This is a genomic window from Streptomyces durmitorensis (assembly GCF_023498005.1).
Lineage (GTDB): Bacteria > Actinomycetota > Actinomycetes > Streptomycetales > Streptomycetaceae > Streptomyces > Streptomyces durmitorensis.
In genome coordinates this window covers 314409-331083 of the sequence record NZ_CP097289.1, presented here as the reverse complement: position 1 = coordinate 331083, position 16675 = coordinate 314409, and the positions used below count along the sequence as shown (strand labels likewise).

14 protein-coding genes are annotated in these 16675 nt (G+C 70.7%); 8 read left to right on the top strand and 6 right to left on the bottom strand.

Translation table 11 applies throughout. From position 1 onward, the window contains the following. Positions 1–183: 183 nt before the first annotated feature. Both M4V62_RS01165 and M4V62_RS01160 read left to right on the top strand, forming a co-directional pair. On the top strand, positions 184–1809 hold the full coding sequence (locus M4V62_RS01165) for a class I adenylate-forming enzyme family protein (protein ID WP_249585290.1): 1626 nt from the start codon (positions 184–186) through the stop codon (positions 1807–1809). Between the two features lie 98 nt (positions 1810–1907). Continuing rightward, a complete protein-coding gene (locus M4V62_RS01160; protein ID WP_249585289.1) occupies positions 1908–2192 on the top strand; it encodes a hypothetical protein in 285 nt (94 codons plus the stop codon). 28 nt (positions 2193–2220) lie between these two features. Here M4V62_RS01160 and M4V62_RS01155 read toward each other — a convergent pair whose 3' ends face one another. Further along, complete coding sequence (locus M4V62_RS01155; protein ID WP_249585288.1) at positions 2221–3492, bottom strand: benzoate/H(+) symporter BenE family transporter; 1272 nt, start codon at positions 3490–3492, stop codon at positions 2221–2223. 140 nt (positions 3493–3632) lie between these two features. Here M4V62_RS01155 and M4V62_RS01150 point away from each other — a divergent pair, with 140 nt between their 5' ends. After that, positions 3633–4172 carry a helix-turn-helix domain-containing protein gene (locus M4V62_RS01150; RefSeq protein ID WP_249585287.1) on the top strand — a complete coding sequence of 180 codons (540 nt, stop codon included), beginning with the start codon at positions 3633–3635 and terminating at the stop codon, positions 4170–4172. A 112-nt stretch (positions 4173–4284) separates the two neighbouring features. On the opposite strand, the gene M4V62_RS01145 is transcribed toward M4V62_RS01150, so the two are convergent. Both M4V62_RS01145 and M4V62_RS01140 read right to left on the bottom strand, forming a co-directional pair. Next, the gene (locus M4V62_RS01145; protein WP_249585286.1) at positions 4285–4887 is read right to left on the bottom strand and encodes a hypothetical protein; all 603 of its coding nucleotides are present in this window, start codon (positions 4885–4887) and stop codon (positions 4285–4287) included. Beyond that, on the bottom strand, positions 4884–5540 hold the full coding sequence (locus M4V62_RS01140) for a hypothetical protein (RefSeq protein WP_249585285.1): 657 nt from the start codon (positions 5538–5540) through the stop codon (positions 4884–4886). The genes M4V62_RS01145 and M4V62_RS01140 overlap by 4 nt, the downstream gene beginning before the upstream one ends. A gap of 311 nt (positions 5541–5851) precedes the next feature. Between M4V62_RS01140 and M4V62_RS01135 the strand changes: the two genes are divergently transcribed. Beyond that, positions 5852–7297: a helix-turn-helix domain-containing protein gene (locus tag M4V62_RS01135; RefSeq protein ID WP_249585284.1), complete on the top strand. Its 1446-nt coding sequence runs from the start codon at positions 5852–5854 to the stop codon at positions 7295–7297. Here M4V62_RS01135 and M4V62_RS01130 read toward each other — a convergent pair. Beyond that, positions 7278–8297, bottom strand: a complete 1020-nt coding sequence (locus M4V62_RS01130) for an Lrp/AsnC family transcriptional regulator (RefSeq protein WP_249585283.1) — start codon at positions 8295–8297, stop codon at positions 7278–7280. The two genes, M4V62_RS01135 and M4V62_RS01130, sit on opposite strands and share 20 nt — an antisense overlap. A gap of 92 nt (positions 8298–8389) precedes the next feature. Here M4V62_RS01130 and M4V62_RS01125 point away from each other — a divergent pair, with 92 nt between their 5' ends. After that, on the top strand, positions 8390–9682 hold the full coding sequence (locus M4V62_RS01125; protein ID WP_249585282.1) for a metal-dependent hydrolase family protein: 1293 nt from the start codon (positions 8390–8392) through the stop codon (positions 9680–9682). Continuing rightward, entirely contained in the window at positions 9679–11298 is a 1620-nt protein-coding gene (locus M4V62_RS01120; protein WP_249585281.1) for an AbgT family transporter, read from the top strand. The genes M4V62_RS01125 and M4V62_RS01120 overlap by 4 nt, the downstream gene beginning before the upstream one ends. Here the strand turns inward: M4V62_RS01120 and M4V62_RS01115 are convergent. After that, on the bottom strand, positions 11250–11981 hold the full coding sequence (locus tag M4V62_RS01115; RefSeq protein WP_249585280.1) for a DUF2470 domain-containing protein: 732 nt from the start codon (positions 11979–11981) through the stop codon (positions 11250–11252). The two genes, M4V62_RS01120 and M4V62_RS01115, sit on opposite strands and share 49 nt — an antisense overlap. Positions 11982–12141: 160 nt before the next feature. Here M4V62_RS01115 and M4V62_RS01110 point away from each other — a divergent pair, with 160 nt between their 5' ends. Beyond that, on the top strand, positions 12142–12777 hold the full coding sequence (locus M4V62_RS01110) for a TetR/AcrR family transcriptional regulator (RefSeq protein ID WP_249592653.1): 636 nt from the start codon (positions 12142–12144) through the stop codon (positions 12775–12777). 102 nt (positions 12778–12879) lie between these two features. Beyond that, complete coding sequence (locus tag M4V62_RS01105; protein WP_425575270.1) at positions 12880–14454, top strand: MDR family MFS transporter; 1575 nt, start codon at positions 12880–12882, stop codon at positions 14452–14454. A 116-nt stretch (positions 14455–14570) separates the two neighbouring features. Here M4V62_RS01105 and M4V62_RS01100 read toward each other — a convergent pair whose 3' ends face one another. Then, positions 14571–16586, bottom strand: a complete 2016-nt coding sequence (locus M4V62_RS01100) for an ATP-binding protein (RefSeq protein ID WP_249585278.1) — start codon at positions 16584–16586, stop codon at positions 14571–14573. Positions 16587–16675 lie beyond the last annotated feature (89 nt).

The following is a 16675-nucleotide window of genomic DNA, read 5'->3' as shown; positions in this document are numbered from 1 at the left end:
AGTAACACCGGGGCATCACGGAATATCCGATTTTCAATCACTAAGTCGCCACTTGGCCCGCACTACCGCCAACTGCACCCGTGGGCCTGTCTTTCGAGGGTGGGGCATGGTACTCCGCCTGCTGATGGCCGAAGTTGACCCCTGTGCGACCATGGATTCTGAGTGGCATGTTTGCATGTGTCCATGATCATTACCGCACAGCAAACATCCGAGCAGTCGACGTACGTGGACCGCATCCTGGAGCACTGGAACAAGGACGAGGACGCCGAAGCGCTCGTCCAGGGTGCGCAGCGGCTGACCCGGGGTGAGGCTCGGCGGCGGCTGTTCGGTCTGGGGCAGGCGCTGCGCCGGCAGGGTCTCGAACCCGGCGACGGAGTGGGACTGTTCCTGGCCAATCGCGTGGACTCCGTCCTGGTGCAACTCGCGGTCCATCTCATCGGCTGCCGCGTCGTGTTCCTGCCGCCTGAACCGGGCCCCGGCGAGCTCGCCGCACTCGTCGAGCAGTCCCGGGCGCGCGCCGTGGTCACCGACCCGGTCTTCGCCGAGCGGGCCGCCGACGCCGCAGGACGCAGCGTCCACGCGCCTGTACTACTGAGCCTCGGGCCCTGCGAACTGCCGTGCACGGACCTGCTCGCCCTGGCGGCCGAGTGCCCCGCGGTGCGCCCCGAGGGCGTGCCCGCCCCGGGAGCGGACGAGGCCGTCACCGTTCTCTATACCGGCGGCACCCTGGGCCATCCCAAGCTCGCCGCGCACACCCACCGGCTCTACGACACGGTGGTGGACCTCGCGGACGGCGCCCCGGGGGACTCCGGATCCGCCTTCTTCCCGACCATGGACGCGGACACGGACCGGGTGCTCGCCGCCACACTGCTCACGCACGGCAGCGGTCATCTCACCTCGATCCAGGCGCTGGTGACAGGGTCCGTCCTCGTCGTGCTGCCCGAGTTCGAGGCGGGCGCGGCGCTGACGGTACTGCGCGAGGAGCGGATCACCGCCACCATGTTCGTACCGCCCATGCTGTACGCGCTTCTCGACCATCCGGAGTGTGTGCCGGGCGTCCTCCCCGCGCTGCGGCGCATCGTCGTCGGCGGCGCGGCTTCGTCGCCCAGCCGACTGCAGCAGACGGTCGAGGTCTTCGGACCCGTGCTCAGCCAGGGCTACGGGCAGTCGGAGGCGCTCGGCATCGCCGCCTTCGGCGCGGATGATCTCGCCTCGGAAGGAGCCCGTCGCCCCGAGCTCTGGCGCAGCTGCGGTCGCGCGATATCCGACACCGAGATCGAGATCCGTGCGGAGGACGGCGTGACCGCGCTGCCCGTCCGGCAGGTCGGCGAGGTGTGTGTCCGAGGCAAGGCCGTGATGCTCGGCTACTACGAGGACCCGGAGCGCACCGCGGAGGCGCTGCGCGACGGCTGGCTGCGCACCGGGGACATGGGCTATCTCGACGCCGAGGGATACCTCTACCTCGTCGACCGGGCCAAGGACATCATCGTCACCGGCAGCACCAGCGACAACGTCTACTCCCGAGTCCTCGAGGACTTCCTGCTCACCATCCCCGGGGTGCGCAACGCGGCGGCGCTCGGCGTGCCGGACGAGGAGTTCGGGGAGGCCGTGCAGATCTTCCTGGCCACGGCCGATGGCGCCGACGTCGACCCGATCACGGTCGGCGCGGCGGTGACCGCCGAGTTGGGAGACCTGTACACGCCACGGAAGACGGTCCTGTTGGACCGGCTGCCGACGACCAAGGTCGGCAAGGTGGACAAGAAGGCGCTGCGTGCCGAGTGGGCGAGCGCAGCCTTGATGACGCCGTAGGCGCCGCTGTCGCCGAACGTCGGGGACCCGCTCCGGGACGAAGGGTGCACCTGGCCGTCCCGCGGTCCTCGGCGATCACGGCGCTGGGGTGCGGACGTATGACCGATCGTGTTCCGGAGCTCTTGCGAACCAGGGCCGACCTGGCCGAACTGGCCGCGTTCCCCGTCAACTTCGACGTGAGCCGTGCTTACCACGTCGAGGACGTGCACCTGGCCTCCGGTGCGTCGTTGGAGCCGATCGCCGGCGACGACACCGGCGGCACGTACTTTCTCTGCGCGGGATCGGCCGCGCTCCACGCGTCGTCCGAAGCACGTGGCAGCAACACACGACTGCTGGATGGCCCGTCGGCACGCTATCCGGAAGCGCGGTTCCATCGGCCCTGATGCGAGCCGTAGCCTCAGTGCCCGGTGTTCACGCGGAGGTCCGCTCAGGTGCGCGCGAGGCCGACGTGACCGCCTGCGGGGCGGGTACGGGTGCGGGTGCTGGCCCGGCTGCGGCGGCCCGGCGCCGGCGTCCTACCGACGCGATGACGCTGGTGAGCACGCCCGCGAGCAGCCCCCAGAACGCGGACCCGATGCCGAGCAGCGTCACACCGGAGGCCGTCGCGAGGAAGGTGACCACGGCCGCCTCCCTGGACGTGGGGTCCGACAGGGCACTGGCCAGGGACGCCTCGATCGTGGCGAGCAGCCCGACCCCGGCGACGGCCAGGACGAGCGCGTGCGGCATCGCGGTGAGCAGCGAGGCGACGGTCGCGCCGAGCAGGCCCACACACAGGTAGAAGACGCCCGCCCACACGGCCGCGAGGTAGCGCCGCTGCCGGTCGGGGTGGGCCGATTCGCCGGTGCAGATCGCGGCGGTCATCGCCGCCAGGTTGATGCCGAACGCCCCGAACGGCGCGAGCACGGCCTGCACGGCGCCGGTCCACGTCAGGACGGGCGAGACGGGCACCTCGTAGCCGGACCCTCGCAGCACGGCGACCCCCGGCAGATTCTGCGAGGCCATGGTGACGACGAACAGCGGCACGCCGACGCTGATCAGTACCTTCCAGTCGAACTCGGGAGCCGTGAACACCGGATGCGCGAGCGAAAGACGGACCCGTTCCAGATGCCAGCCCCCGGTGAGGACCGAGGCGACGACCCCGCCGCCGAGCGCGATGAGGACGGCGTAGCGGGGGAGCAGCCGGCGCGCGAGGAGGTAGAGCACGAACACCGGAAACGCGATCGCGAAACTGCCGCCCATCTGGGAGAACAGCCCCGTCCCGAAATCGAGCAGCACACCGCCGAGCAGCGCAGATGCGAGCGGTACCGGGATCCGGTCCATGATCCGCGCGAACCATCCCGTCAGACCGCTCACCGCGATCAGCGCGCCACTGAACACGAACGCGCCCACGGCCTTGCCCATGGACACCCCGCTCAGGCTCGTGGCGAGAAGCGCGGCGCCAGGCGTCGACCAGGACGTGACGATCGGGGCCTTGTACCGCAGCGAAAGACCCACGCAGGTCACGGCGATCCCGATGCCGAGCGCCAGCATCCACGAAGAGACCTCCCGCGCATCCGCCCCCGCGGCCCGCGCCGCGGTGAACACGAGGGCAGCGGCACTGGTCACCCCGACGGTGACCGCGATGAGCGCCGCCGCCACGGCCGAGGGTGGTGCGATGGCGCGTATGCGGGCGAGCGGGGACATGCGGGCATCACTTCCGGAGGGGGGCAGGAGAACGGGTCCAGACGTTCCTTATACGGAACGTTCTGTTTGTGGAACACTAAGGATGTGGGTGGCGGCACGTCAAAGCGCCGGTGGGCTTGGAAACGGACGGAACTGGACGGATGGGTCTGAACGACGAGGTGGGGCGCAGGCTGAAACGGCTGCGGCAGGACGACGGCCTGTCCCTGTCGGAGCTCTCGCGCCGCTCGGGCGTCGGCAAGGGCACGCTCTCGGAACTCGAGACGGGCCGGCGCAACCCCACGCTGGAAACGCTCTACGCCCTGACGACCGCGCTCGGCCGCCCGGTCAGCGCCGTGCTCGACGACCCGGCGCCAGGCGTCGCGGCGGGCGAGGGAGGAGTCTCCGGCAGCGCCGTCACCGCGGTCCTCCTGGAGCGGTACGAGGACGAGGACGCGGCCACGGACGTCTTCCGCGTCACCGTCGCCGAGGGCGCGACCCAGGAGTCGGCCGCGCATGTCCCGCTCACCACGGAGAGCCTGATGGTGCTCTCCGGAACGGCGGTCGTCGGCCTGCCGGACGCGCCGCAGACGGCCGGGCCCGGCGGCCACGCCCACTGGCCGGCCGACGTCCCGCACTTCTACAGCGCACCGGACGGCGAGGTCCAGGGCATTCTCTTCGTCCGTTATCCGAAGACGCGTTGATGATGTTGATGATGCGGGCGTCCTCATCCAGTGCCGTCTGCTGACCCCAGCTGATGGCGCACAGAAGGAGCGCCGGCACTGGCCGGCGCTCCCCTGTCGTGCGTACGGACGGCTACGCCGCGGCGTCCCGCGCCACCACCCATGCCGGGTCCCGCGGCTCCACCTTGTTGGCGAAGGCGACAAGCTGCGTGTACGCGGCCAGGTCGGCCATCGCGGACTGGATCCGCGGCAGCGCGGTGTCCGCAGCCGGGGCGTCGATCCGCTCCAGCCACTCGCCGATGAGGGCGGCCACGGCGAGAGTGCGGTCGCGCATGTCGTGGCAGATGCCGAGCGGGCCACCGGTCAGGGCCTGCCGGGTGTACGCCTGCCACAGCTCGGCCGCGTGCGGCACCGCGCCCAGGCTGATGCCCGAGCGGTAGAGCCGGTCGTAGTCGAGCCTGCTGTACCACGCGGCCGACTCCGGGCTGAGGCTGCCCTTCGCGAGGATGTCGGCCACCTGGGCCAGCATCCGGGCGGCACCGTCGAGCCGGTCCCGTGCCGCCGCGGCGTACACCGCGGCACCGGCCACCCCGTCACCGTGCTCGGCGAGTTCCAGGGCCCGGCACAACTCACTGGTGGCCGCGGTCACTTCGGTGCCCGCTGCCTGCGCGAGCTGCTTCTTGCTGCGCAGGTCCTCCTCGCCGAGGCTGAGGAGCTTGTTGCAGACTGCGCTCATATCCTGGTGCTCCTTTCCTGCCCGGCGCCGTCGACGGCGACGGCGCCGGGGGTCATGCCGAGGATGTTGACGACGGCCAGTGCCTGACCGTAGATCCGGATGCGGTCGAACCCGGTGAGCAACTGCCAGGCCAGGCGCTGCCAGTCGGCAGGACCGGCTTCGGTGGCCTGTGCCGCGAAGCCCTCGAGCTCAGCCGAGAAGCCGGTCAGCTCGGTCACGAAGTGGCCGAACGCCGCCTCGTCCCCGCCCTCTTCGTAGCGCCGCGCAATGGCCTCGACGGCTCCCCGGTCCAGCTGGACCAGGTCCGCTTCGCGGGCGGCGCCGAGCGTCTCGCGCACCGGGGCGGTCCCGCCGCCCGCGACCCGCAGCCGCTCGTCGTGGACCGGGTAGAAGCCCAGCTCCTGGGCGACGCGGTGCGAGGTGCGGTACTCCACCAGTGCGGCCCGGACGGCGGCGGCAGCGCAGCGCACCCGCAGGGCGGCCTGGCGCACGTCGTTGAGCTCCAGGTCGGAATGCATCAGGTGCAGCTCACTGCCCGCCCGCATGAAGTGGGCCGAGCCGGTGGCGATGGGGCCGTCCACGCGCTCGTACAGAGACTGTTCGGCCACGCTGCCGTCAGGCAGGCCGGGGGCTTTGTTGCAGACCCTACTCATATAGGTCGTGCCTCCTTGGTTGTCCGATGTCGGTTGTCCGATGTCGGTCGTGCGGTGTTGCGACGCTCGGCCCGTGGCGTTTGCCGGGAAGCCGCACCAAACCGGAGGGCGATAATCCACGAATGCCGTAGTGACAGCCGGTGCGGTGCCCGGTCGCCGATACGCGGGATCCGAGCGGTAGACGGATGCTCGCAGCGCGTCCCGGGGGGAGATCCCCGAAATCGGGCACCACCGGACAGGTCCGGATGGCCTCGGCCAGGCGACGGTCACACGAGGTCGCCCGGCGCGAGCCGGTGCGGAGGATGCCAACCATGTCAACGGGGGCGGCGGGACACCCGCCGGACGGGGGAGCGCGGGATGCGGCGGCGGACGTCGGCCCGGTCGAATCCGTGCACACGGCCGACGCGTTGGCCGCGCTGCTGCGGCAGCTGCGCAGACGCGCCGCGCGCAGGGACGGGGGCGCCCAGCTCACCTACCGTCAGTTGGCGGCGCGGACGGGCTGGGCGCACGGGGTGATCGGCGACTACTTCGCGGGCAAGACCCTGCCGCCGACCGACCGCTTCGACACCCTGGTCCAACTGCTCGGGGCGACCGGCCGCGAGCTGCGGCTGCTTGCGACGGCCCGCGACCGGGTGGAGGAGACGCGCCGCTCGCGCACGGCTGCCAACGGCCGCGCGGGCCCGCCCGGCAGGGACAACGCCGGTTGCCCGCCGGCCGTGCCCCGCCAGTTGCCCGCGGATATCCCGGAACTCCCCGGCAGGGGAGGGGAGTTGGATGTACTCGATGCGCTCCGCCCGATGCCGCGGGGCAGCGGCCCCCTGGTGGTCGCGCTCGACGGCCCCGGCGGTGTCGGCAAGTCGGCGCTCGCCGTGCACGCGGCCCACCGGCTCGCCGAGCGGTACCCCGACGGCCAGCTCTATGCCGACTTACGGGGCTCACGCCACGACGAGCATCCCGTCCCGCCCGCTGTCGTCCTCCGGCGTTTTCTCTGCGCGCTGGGCGCGCCCATGCCGACTCCTGGCAGTGAGGCGGACGCGGCGGCCGCCTACCGCACCCGGCTCACCGAGCGACGGGTGCTCATCGTCCTCGACAACGCCCTGGACGCAGCGCAGGTGCGCCCCCTGCTGCCCGCGGCGCACGGCTGCGCGGTGCTCGTCACCAGCCGCGGGGTCCTCGCCGCCCTGAACGGCGCCGCCCACCTCCACCTGACGCCTCTGCCGCCCCCGGCCTCCGTCGAGGTGCTCGGCCTCTGGGCGGGACCGGGGAGACTGACCGCGGAACCCGGCGCCGCCGATGCGATCGCGCACCACTGCGGTCACCTCCCGCTGGCCCTGCGCATCGCGGGAGCCCGCCTGGCGGCACGGCCCCGGTGGCCGGTGCGGGAACTCGCCGACCGGCTGGCCGACCCCGCGCGGCGTCTGGCGGAGCTGTCCTTCGCGGATCTGGACATGCGCGCGGCCCTGGAGGTGGGCCACCGCGAGCTCCTGGCCCGGGGCGCCACCGGACGGACCGCGGCGCTCGCGCTCCCCCTGCTGGCGGCGGGGCAGGGCGAGTTGACGGTGGCGCGGGCGGCGGCGACGACCGGCGAGGCGCCCTCGGCGACCGAGGTGATCCTGGAGCAGCTGGTCGACGTCCAGTTCCTGGAGTCCCCGGCTCCCGGCCGCTACCGCTTCCACCCGCTCACCCGGCTGTTCGCCCTGCGACCGGCGAGCCGGAGCACCGCAGGCCCAAACACCCTTACGCGTCCCAGTAGTTGAGCGGCGCCGACCCCATGCTGTGCCCTCTGCGGTCGAGCACCCGCCCCACGTGCTTGACCGTACGCAGCACCACGGCGCGCTCCGTGATCCGCAGATCCAGGTGCGCGAGGCGGCTGTTGAGCAGCGCCTCGGTGGTGTGGACCTCGGACAGGGCAGGCAGCCAGATGTCGAGCATCAGATTGTGCGCGCCCGCCGTGATGCTGCACATGCGCAGGCCCGGCAGGGTGCGCAGCGCGCTCACCGTCTCGTCGAGATGCTGGGCGGGCACCGAGCCGAAGTAGACGACCGAGACCGGAAATCCGGTCAGCGGCCTGGCAAGCGCGCAGCGCAGCGAGAGCCGCCCGGTGCCGGTCAGGACGCGCAGCCTGCGCCGGACGGTCGCGGCGGAGGCGCCGACGGTCTCCGCGAGCTCCGTCAGCGGCATCCGGCCGTCGGTGCCGAGCGCGAGGGCGATGCGGCGGTCGAGGGGCCGCAGCGGTTCGTCGGGCAGCGCGGGCCTCTCCACGGTGAGCGCGGTGCGCTGCTGCCGGGTGAGGATGCGCAGCCGCCACGAGGCCCCCTCGAAGGGAGCCGCCGTGATGACATGGCTGCGTACGGCGCGTACTCCCGGCAGTTGCGACACCCGGTCGCCGGAGAGCCTGGCGAGCCCGTCGAGGTCGGCGGCGGCGACGATCGCGAGCAGATCACGCCCGCCCGAGGTCTGCTTGAGGCTCAACACGTGTGGATCACGGGCGAGTTGCCCGATGGTGTCCTCGCTCAGGCGGCCGTCCATGTCGATCTCGATCTGGGCGTAGACGCCCTCGTCGTGGCCGGTCGACAGATAGCCGTCCACCCAGGCCACGCCCGCGCGCACCATGCGCTCCCAGCGGCGGGCGACCGTCACCGCGTCGACCTCCAGGACCTCGCCCATCCGTACCCAGGGGACCCTGGGCTGGATCTGGAGGGCGTGCACGATCGACAGATCCAGTTCGTCCAGGGTGTGCGTCCGCTGCGTGTCCATGAGAGGTGCCGAATCCTGCGTCGAAGGCATCGAGGTGAAGGATTCCGGCGATTTTACACAGTCGTGATCCCTGATACCGAGGATCGTCGGCCATGAGCCACGCACTGTTCTCCTCCTTGCGCATCATCCGGGCCCGACTCGTCGACGGCACCGGTGCGGCCCCCGTCACGGACGCCGTCATCGACATCGACGAGGACGGCACGATCGTCCACGCAGGACCGGCCGCCACCGCGCCCGAGGCCCCCGCCAGGGCCAGGACCGTGGACGCGGCAGGACGCACGGTCCTGCCGGGCTTCATCGACACCCACGTCCACCTCGCCATCGAATCGCCCCGGCAGATGGTCCGCCGGCACGAGAGCGACCAGACCCTGGAGACGTTCCGCACCGCCGAGCGCCTGCGCATCACCCTGGAAGCGGGCATCACCACCGCCCGCGACCTGGGCGGCCTGCCCGCGGGGTACCGGGACGCGGTCGCCGCGGGCCTCACCGCAGGACCCCGCCTGCACACGGCGGTCCGCATCCTCAGCCACACCGGCGGCCACGCCGACTTCCGCTCGGAGTGCGGCTTCGACCCCAGCGCCGGGGTGGGCGAGATCGCCGACACCCCGGACGAGGTACGGGTCGCGGTGCGCCGCCTGCTCCGCTCGGGCGCCGACGTGATCAAGGTCTGCGCGACCGGCGGAATGAGCAGCCCCTACGACCAGCCCGACGACGAAGGCCTGACCGTCGAGGAGATCCGCACGGTCGTCGACGAGGTGGCCCGGCACGGCGGCCGCCCCGTGGCGGCCCACGCACAGGGCACCGCGGGCATCGTCAACGCGATCCGCAGCGGCGTGAGCAGCGTCGAGCACGGCTACGGCCTCACCGCGCAGGCACGCGAACTGGCGGGCGAGCACGGCACGTTCGTGGTGCCGACCCTGTCAACGGTGTTCGACGGCATCGACCGTTCGACCATGCAGCCCTTCCACTACGAGAAGAAGGTCCGCTGGTCCGGCATCACCCGGGAGAACATCGCCGCGGCCATCGCCGACGGCGTACGCATCGCGATGGGCACCGACGCGGCGATGGTGCCCCACGGCCGCAACCTGCGCGAGCTCTCCCACCTCGTGGCCCTCGGCATGACGCCGCAACGGGCCATTGAGGCGGGCACCCGCAGCGCCGCCGAACTCCTCGGTCTCTCCGCGGAGATCGGCACGCTCGAAGCGGGCAAGCACGGAGACCTGGTGATGTGCGACGGCGATCCGCTCGCGGACATCTCGGTCCTGTCCGACCCGGCGCGCATCGTGTTCGTCGCCCAGCGCGGCGCCGTACGCAAGGACACGCTCGGCCTGGCACGGACCGCCCCGGCGGCGAGCGGCGCGCCATCGGAAGGAGCCGCCGGATGAGCACCTCGGTCACCTCCGCGAAGACGCCGACGGGCGGCCCGCCGAAGCGGTCCGTGCTCGACAAGGTCCTGAACGGCATCGAGCGTGCGGGCAACAAGCTCCCGCACCCGGTGCTGCTCTTCCTCGGCCTCTTCCTGATCATCGGCACGGTCTCGACGGTCCTCGCCGCCACCGGCACCACCGTCACGGTGCCCGGCGAGGACAAGACACTCGCGGTCAAGGGCCTGTTCAGCGGCGAGGGCGTGCGCTGGCTGCTCGAGAACTTCATCCCGAACTTCACCGGCTTCCCCTCGCTCGGCACCGTCCTGCTGATGATGGCCGCGGTCGGCGTCGCCGAGAAGACGGGCCTGCTCGAAACAGCCGTACGCGCCTCCATCGCGCGGGCGCCCAGGCGCCTGCTGCCCTACCTGGTCGCCTTCGTGTCCTGCCAGGCGCACCTGATGAGCGACGTCGCGATCCTGGTGATCCCGCCGCTGGCCGCACTCGCCTTCAAGAACGCGGGCCGCAATCCGATCGCGGGCCTGATAGGCGGCTTCGCCTGCGTCTGCGCCGGCTACGCGGCGGGCTTCTCGATCGGCGCGCTCGACGCGCTCTACACGGGCATCACGCAGCAGGCCGCCGCGGTCGTGCCCGGCGGCGAGAGCGCCCCCACGCACATCCTCATCAACTACTTCTTCACAGCCGCCGCCAGCTGCGTGCTCGCCCTGATCGGCGGCTTCCTGATCTCCCGCGTCCTGGAACCCCGGCTGCCCCAGCCGGATCCGACCGCAGATGGCGAGGCAGATGGCGAGGCAGATGGCGAGGCAGATGGCGAGGCAGATGGGGACGGCGCGGGCTCCGCCGTCACGGTCACCGTGACCGCAAGGCAGCGCACGGGCCTGCTGCGTTCGGGCCTGGCCGTCCTGCTCTATGCGGCCGTCGTGGTCACCTGCTGGCTGCTGCCGGGCTCCCCGCTGCGAGGCGAGGGCGGTGCCCTGGTCCCCTCACCGGTCCTCAACGGCATCGTGCCGCTCTTGTTCGTCGCCTTCGTCCTGGCGGGCATCGTGTACGGCCGCACCGTCGGCACCCTCAAGCGCGCCGACGACGCCCCGCGCATGATGGCCGAGTCGATCACCGGCATGTCCGGCTACATCGTCCTGATCCTGGTGATCTCACAGGTCATCGGTGTCTTCGACTGGTCCAACGTCGGCACGCTGCTCGCGGTGAAGGGCGCGAACCTCCTGGAGTCCGCAGGCCTGACGGGTTTCACGGGCCTGGTCCTCTTCGTCTTCCTGGTCTGTGTCCTGAATCTCTTCGTCACTTCGGGCTCGGCCCTGTGGTCCCTGGTCGCGCCGGTCTTCGTCCCGGCGTTCATGCTCCTCGGCATGGAACCGGCCGTCACCCAGGCCGCGTTCCGGATCGGCGACTCCGCGACCCAGATGATCACGCCGCTCAATCCGTACGTCTTCCTGATGCTGACGATCCTGCGCCGCTACGAACCCGGCGCGCAGCTCGGCACGGTCATGGCCCGGCTCTCGGTGTTCGTGGTGCCGTTCCTGATCGCCTGGCTCGTGGTCCTCGGCCTCTTCTACGGCCTGGGCCTGCCACTTGGTCCCGGCGCGGACATCCACCGCTGACCGTGGGAGGCGCGACGGGCCGCGGCCAGGAGCCCCCGGATCTGAGGTCCTGCCTGGTCGATGTCGCTGACGGGAGTGGCGAACGGCAGCCGGACGTCGAGATGCGTGGTGGGGTACTCCAGACGCAACGTCACGCCGTAGCGGTCCATGGCCAGCGGGACCGCGCGCAACATGCCCTTCTCCGGCTGCGGTTGCACCAGACGGACCAGGAGCGGGACGAGCTCCTGGTGACTGTCCACGAGATGGGTCAGCATCTCCGCCTCGCTGCCGGTGATCGGATCCGGGGGGACCGAGCAGAGCTCGTCGAGGGAGACGAAGTGGCGGCCCTGATCGTCTTCGAGGAGCGCCTGACCGAACTCCATGCAGGTGCTCTGGTCCGACTCATCGCTGTACGGGGCCGTCAGGAGCCCCGTGACGGTGACGCGGGCACGCAGGCGGTCGCGTACGGCGGTCGGTGCGATGTCGGTGAACTCCAGGCGGACCGGGCGGCGTTCCTGCGGCGACGCCGGGGTGTCCTGGCCCGGGGCGTGCAGGTGGATGTGCCCCGCACCCGCGCCGTCGAGCCGGTGGACCTCGGTGTGACTCCCGTCGCTGATCACTGTCATCGACTGTGCCGCGTGCAGGATCGCGTGCACGCGTTCGGCGGGGGTCGGCTGCGTGATGCGGGTGCTGTGTGGGCGCATCCAAATGCTCCATGCCGTTGAAGAGACCCAAGCCTCTACCTTAGGTATGCCTAACCTAACCCATGGAGGGAATGGGGAACACCTGGCGGTACGGGGTGGATTGCCTGCGGCCGATGTATCGCTGGAGGTTAATTTTGCGCACTCTGCATCTTTGCGTAGTCTGCAAGATGTGACGAGCAAAGACGCTGCGCCCGGACTCCGTGAGCGCAAGAAGCGGGCCACGCGGGCGGCGTTGTCCGATGCAGCGGTGCGGCTGGCCGCCGAGCACGGGGCGGAGAACGTCACCGTCGAGGCGATCAGCAGCGCGGCGGGAGTCTCTCCGCGCACGTTCTTCAACTACTTCGACAGTCACGACGACGCCTTCCTGATGATCGACGAGGAGGTCGGCGAGCGGCTCCGGCGCACGGTGCGCCAGGCGCCCGCCGATCTGGCCGTACTCGACGTGCTGCGGGACGCGTTCGCCGCGGAACTGGTGGACATCGAGGAGCGCCACGAGATCTGGAGCCTGCGGGCCAAGGTCTTCCAGCGCTCGCCGCACCTCCTCGTCCGTGGCCTGGGGGCCCACATGGCCGAGGAGTCGGAGTTGGCGCAGGCGATCGCCGAGCGGCTGGGGGGAGCGCCGGGCGAGGCGGTCGGGCTCTACCCCCGGCTGGTCGCCGCCGTCTCCACGACCGCCATCCGGGTCGCCATCGAGGACTGGTGCGGGCGGACGGCCGACATCGCCTTCGTCGAGGTCTTCCGCCTCACCTTCGAGCACCTGGCCGCAGGCCTGGCCGCCCCCGCGGCCGGCTCCTGAGCCCGCGTCACCCTTGAATCCCGTTCCTGCCCGATCCACGGATCGACTTCCGAGAAGGACACCTTGAGCACAGCAGAGGCGCCCGATCAGGCGCCCACCTCCATGAGCAACAAGCAGATACTCCAGGCCATGTCCGGGCTGATGGCGGGCATGTTCGTCGCCATCCTGGCCGGTACGGTCGTGGCCAACGCCCTGCCGCGCATCATCGCCGACCTCGGCGCCAGCCAGTCGTCCTACACCTGGGTCGTCACCTCCGAGCTGCTCGCCATGACGGCGACCGTCCCTCTGTGGGGCAAGCTCTCGGACCTCTACAACAAGAAGCTGCTCCTGCAGCTGTCCCTCGCCATGTTCATCGTCGGCTCCCTGCTCGCCGGGTTCTCGCAGGGCGTGGGGCTGCTCATCTTCAGCCGCGTCGTGCAGGGCATCGGTGCCGGTGGCCTCACCGCGCTTGCGCAGGTGGTGATGGCGGCCGTCATCCCGCCGCGCAGGCTCGGCAAGTACGCGGGCATCTTCGGCGCCGTGTTCGCCGTGGGCACGGTGGCGGGACCGCTGGTCGGAGGTGTCCTGGTGGACACGTCCTGGCTGGGCTGGCGCTGGTGCTTCTTCATCGGCGTGCCGTTCGCGCTCCTTGCCATCCTGATCCTTCAGCGCACACTGCGACTGCCGACCGTGCGCCGTGACGTGAAGATCGACTTCCTGGGCGCCTTCCTGATCGTGGCGGGCGTCTGCGCGCTGCTGATCTGGACCTCGCTGGCGGGCCAGCAGTTCGACTGGGCGTCCTGGCAGACCGCGGCGCTCACCTCAACTGGTGTGATCCTGTTGGTTGCTGCGGTGTTCGTGGAGTCCCGGGTGCCGGAGCCGATCATTCCGCTCGCCATCTTCCGCAACAGGACCGTCACGCTGACGACCGTCGCGAGCCTGCTGGTGGGTGTGGCCATGTTCGGCGGCACCGTATTCCTCTCGCAGTACTTCCAGATCGCGCTCGGCAAGTCGCCCACGGTGGCGGGCATGATGAGTCTGCCGATGATCCTGGGACTGCTGGTCTCCTCCACCGTCGCCGGCCAGTTCATCAGCAGGACCGGCAAGTGGAAGGCCTACCTGGTCTCGGGCGCCGTCATCATGACCGCAGGTCTGGGGCTGCTCGCCACCATCGACGCGAACACCGGCTTCGGACTGCTCAGCCTGTACATGGCCGTGCTCGGCATCGGTGTCGGCATGCTGATGCAGAACCTCGTCCTTGCCGCGCAGAACGATGTACCGGCAACCGAGTTGGGTGCGGCGACATCCGTCCTGTCGTTCTTCCGCAGCATGGGCGGCACGATCGGCACCAGTGTCCTTGGCGCCGTCCTGGCCAACCGCGTGGCTTCGGAGATCTCCAAGAGCGTGGGCGCGGCGGGCGGTACGGCCGCCGAAGGTGCCGGCGGCGGCGAAGGCGCCGTACCCGACATGACGAAGCTCCCCGCGCCGATGCGGGAGATCGTGGAGAACGCCTACGGCCTGGCGACCGCCGACCTCTTCCTGCTGGCGGCTCCCTTCGCGGCGCTGGCACTGGTCGCGGTGATCTTCATCAAGGAGAAGCCGCTGAAGACGACGAGCGGCATGGAACGGCTCGCACAGGAGAACGGCGCGCAGCCGGACGGCGACGGCAAGAAAACCGAGCCGATGCCGGCCAGTTGAGCCGCCTCCCCGGCGCAGCCGCCTTTCGAGGAACGGCCCCGGTCACCCCGCAAGGGCTGACCGGGGCCGCTCCCTTTGCGGGGAGGACGCCAGTGTGATCGGAGTGGAACAGCCGGTCAGGAGGTCGGCGGTACCTGTAGCGCGAGGGCGAGGCCCTGTTCGGCGTCGTCGTTGACAGCGTTGTGGAAAGCCTTGTCGTAGGCGTTGGCACCGGCCGCTTCACGGGCCTGCTGCTCCCATTGCTCGCGGATCTCGGAGAGTTCGGGCGTGCCGCGATTCGGGTGGCCGAGCATGCGCCAGTACGTCAGTCCGGTGCCGGAGGTGCAGGCGGCTCGGATGCCGTTGCCCTGGGCCGCGTTCGCGCCGGTGAGCAGGTCGAGGGCCAGGGCGATTCCGAGGTTGTCGTTGAGGTGGTGCTTGCTGGTGAGCATGGCTCGCGCATGGCGCTCCGCGGCCTGCGGGCGGCCTCGGCGCAGGTCGATGAAGGCGAGCTGGTGGAACGCGTACGACCGTGCCCAGTGCTCGCCGTACTGGTGGCTGAGAGCGCGCAGGGCGGTGGCCCCTTCGTAGGCCTCGTCCAGCCGGCCGAGCGCAGATTGGGCGAAGATCCTGATCACCATGCAGCAGAGCTGTGGCGCGCCCGCCGGGGGAGAGCTTGCGTGGGTGACCAGGGCATGGTCACTCACCTCGTATGCGGCCTGCGGGCGGCCGGCCATGAGGTGGGTCAGGCCAAGGGTGTGCGCGGCGAAGAGCGCGGACTGGGGTGTGCGGTCCTGGTCCTGTTGTGCGGCGACGGCGCACTCCTCCCCGACGCGCAGGGCGCTGTGGTGGTCGCCCTGGAGGGTGAGGGTGATGCCAAGGGCCCACAGCGCGCGCGTGCGGGGCGGACCGTCGGGAGTGTCGAGAGCGAGGGCGCGTTCGAGGTAATCGCGTGATTCGTGAAGGTGTCCGCAACAGGGCCAGAACAGGCCCGTTCGCCCGGCCATCTCGATGGCGGCGTCCGGGTCCTCGGCGATGAGGTGGTCGAGCGCGGCGCGTACGTCGGCGTGGCTGTCGGAGATTCTGGCGTACCAGGCGACCTGCCGGTCGCTGAGCCAGCCCGCCTCGGCGCTCGCGATCACGGTGGCGAAGTGCGCGGCATGGAGCTGGGTGAGGGCGTGCGTCTCACCGAGTTCGTCGAGCCACATCGCTCCGTACTCGCGCAGGGTGTCGAGCATGCGGTAGCGGGTGCCGTCCCGTTGGAGGACGGACTGGTCCGCGAGCCGCTCCAGGATCCGAGGGATCTCGTGCGTGCCGAGAGGGCCGCCGGCGCAGACGGACTGGGCGTCCGCCGTTTCCACGGGGCCGTGGAAGACGGAGAGCCTGGCCCACACTAGGCGTTCGAGCGGGGCGCACAGTTCGTGGCTCCAGCCGATCGCGGTGCGCAGGGCTCGGTGGCGCATGGGCCACACGGACTCGTCGATCAGGGTGTCGAGCCGCGAACTCAGACGCTCGGCGATCTCGACGAGGCTGTTCTCACCCAGCCGCGCGCAGGCGAGCTCGACAGCGAGGGGGATTCCCTCCAAGCGGTTGCAGATGCCGGAGATGACCTCGGCGTCGGCGGGGGAGTCGAGTGACAACCCGGGGGCGGCCGTGGCGCACCGCTCACGGAAGAGGCGCATCGCCTCTCCGCCGTCCTCCGTGGAGAGCGGAGCGACCTCGATGCAGTGCTCGCAGTGGGTGGCAAGGGGTTCCCTGCTGGTGGCGAGGACGGTCAGCTGAGGGGCGGCGGCGAGGAGTTCGCTGACGAGGTGCAGACAGGAGGAAAGGACCCGCTCGCAGCAGTCGAGGACGAGCAGGACCTGCCGTCCGGTCAGCCACTCGCACAGCCCTTCTATGGGCGCGCGCGGGTTGTGGTCCAGGAGACCGACGGCGTCGCAGACCGTGGCGGTGAACAACCGGTCGTCGTTGAGGGTGGACAGGTCGGCCCACCAGACCCCGTCGGCGTACGCGCCGCGTACCTGCTCGGCGACGCGCAGCGCCAAGCGGCTCTTGCCGACACCGCCGCCACCGGTGAGGGTGACCAGCCGGTGTTCCGTCAACGCCGTAGCGATGACGTCCAGTTCGCTGCTGCGGCCGACGAAAGTGGTCATCACAGCTGGAAGGTTGCCTACCACGGTCCTATCTTGCAGTGCCGCGGCGCGTGGCCACATCCCCTTGCGGGAATCGGTCACAAAGGATG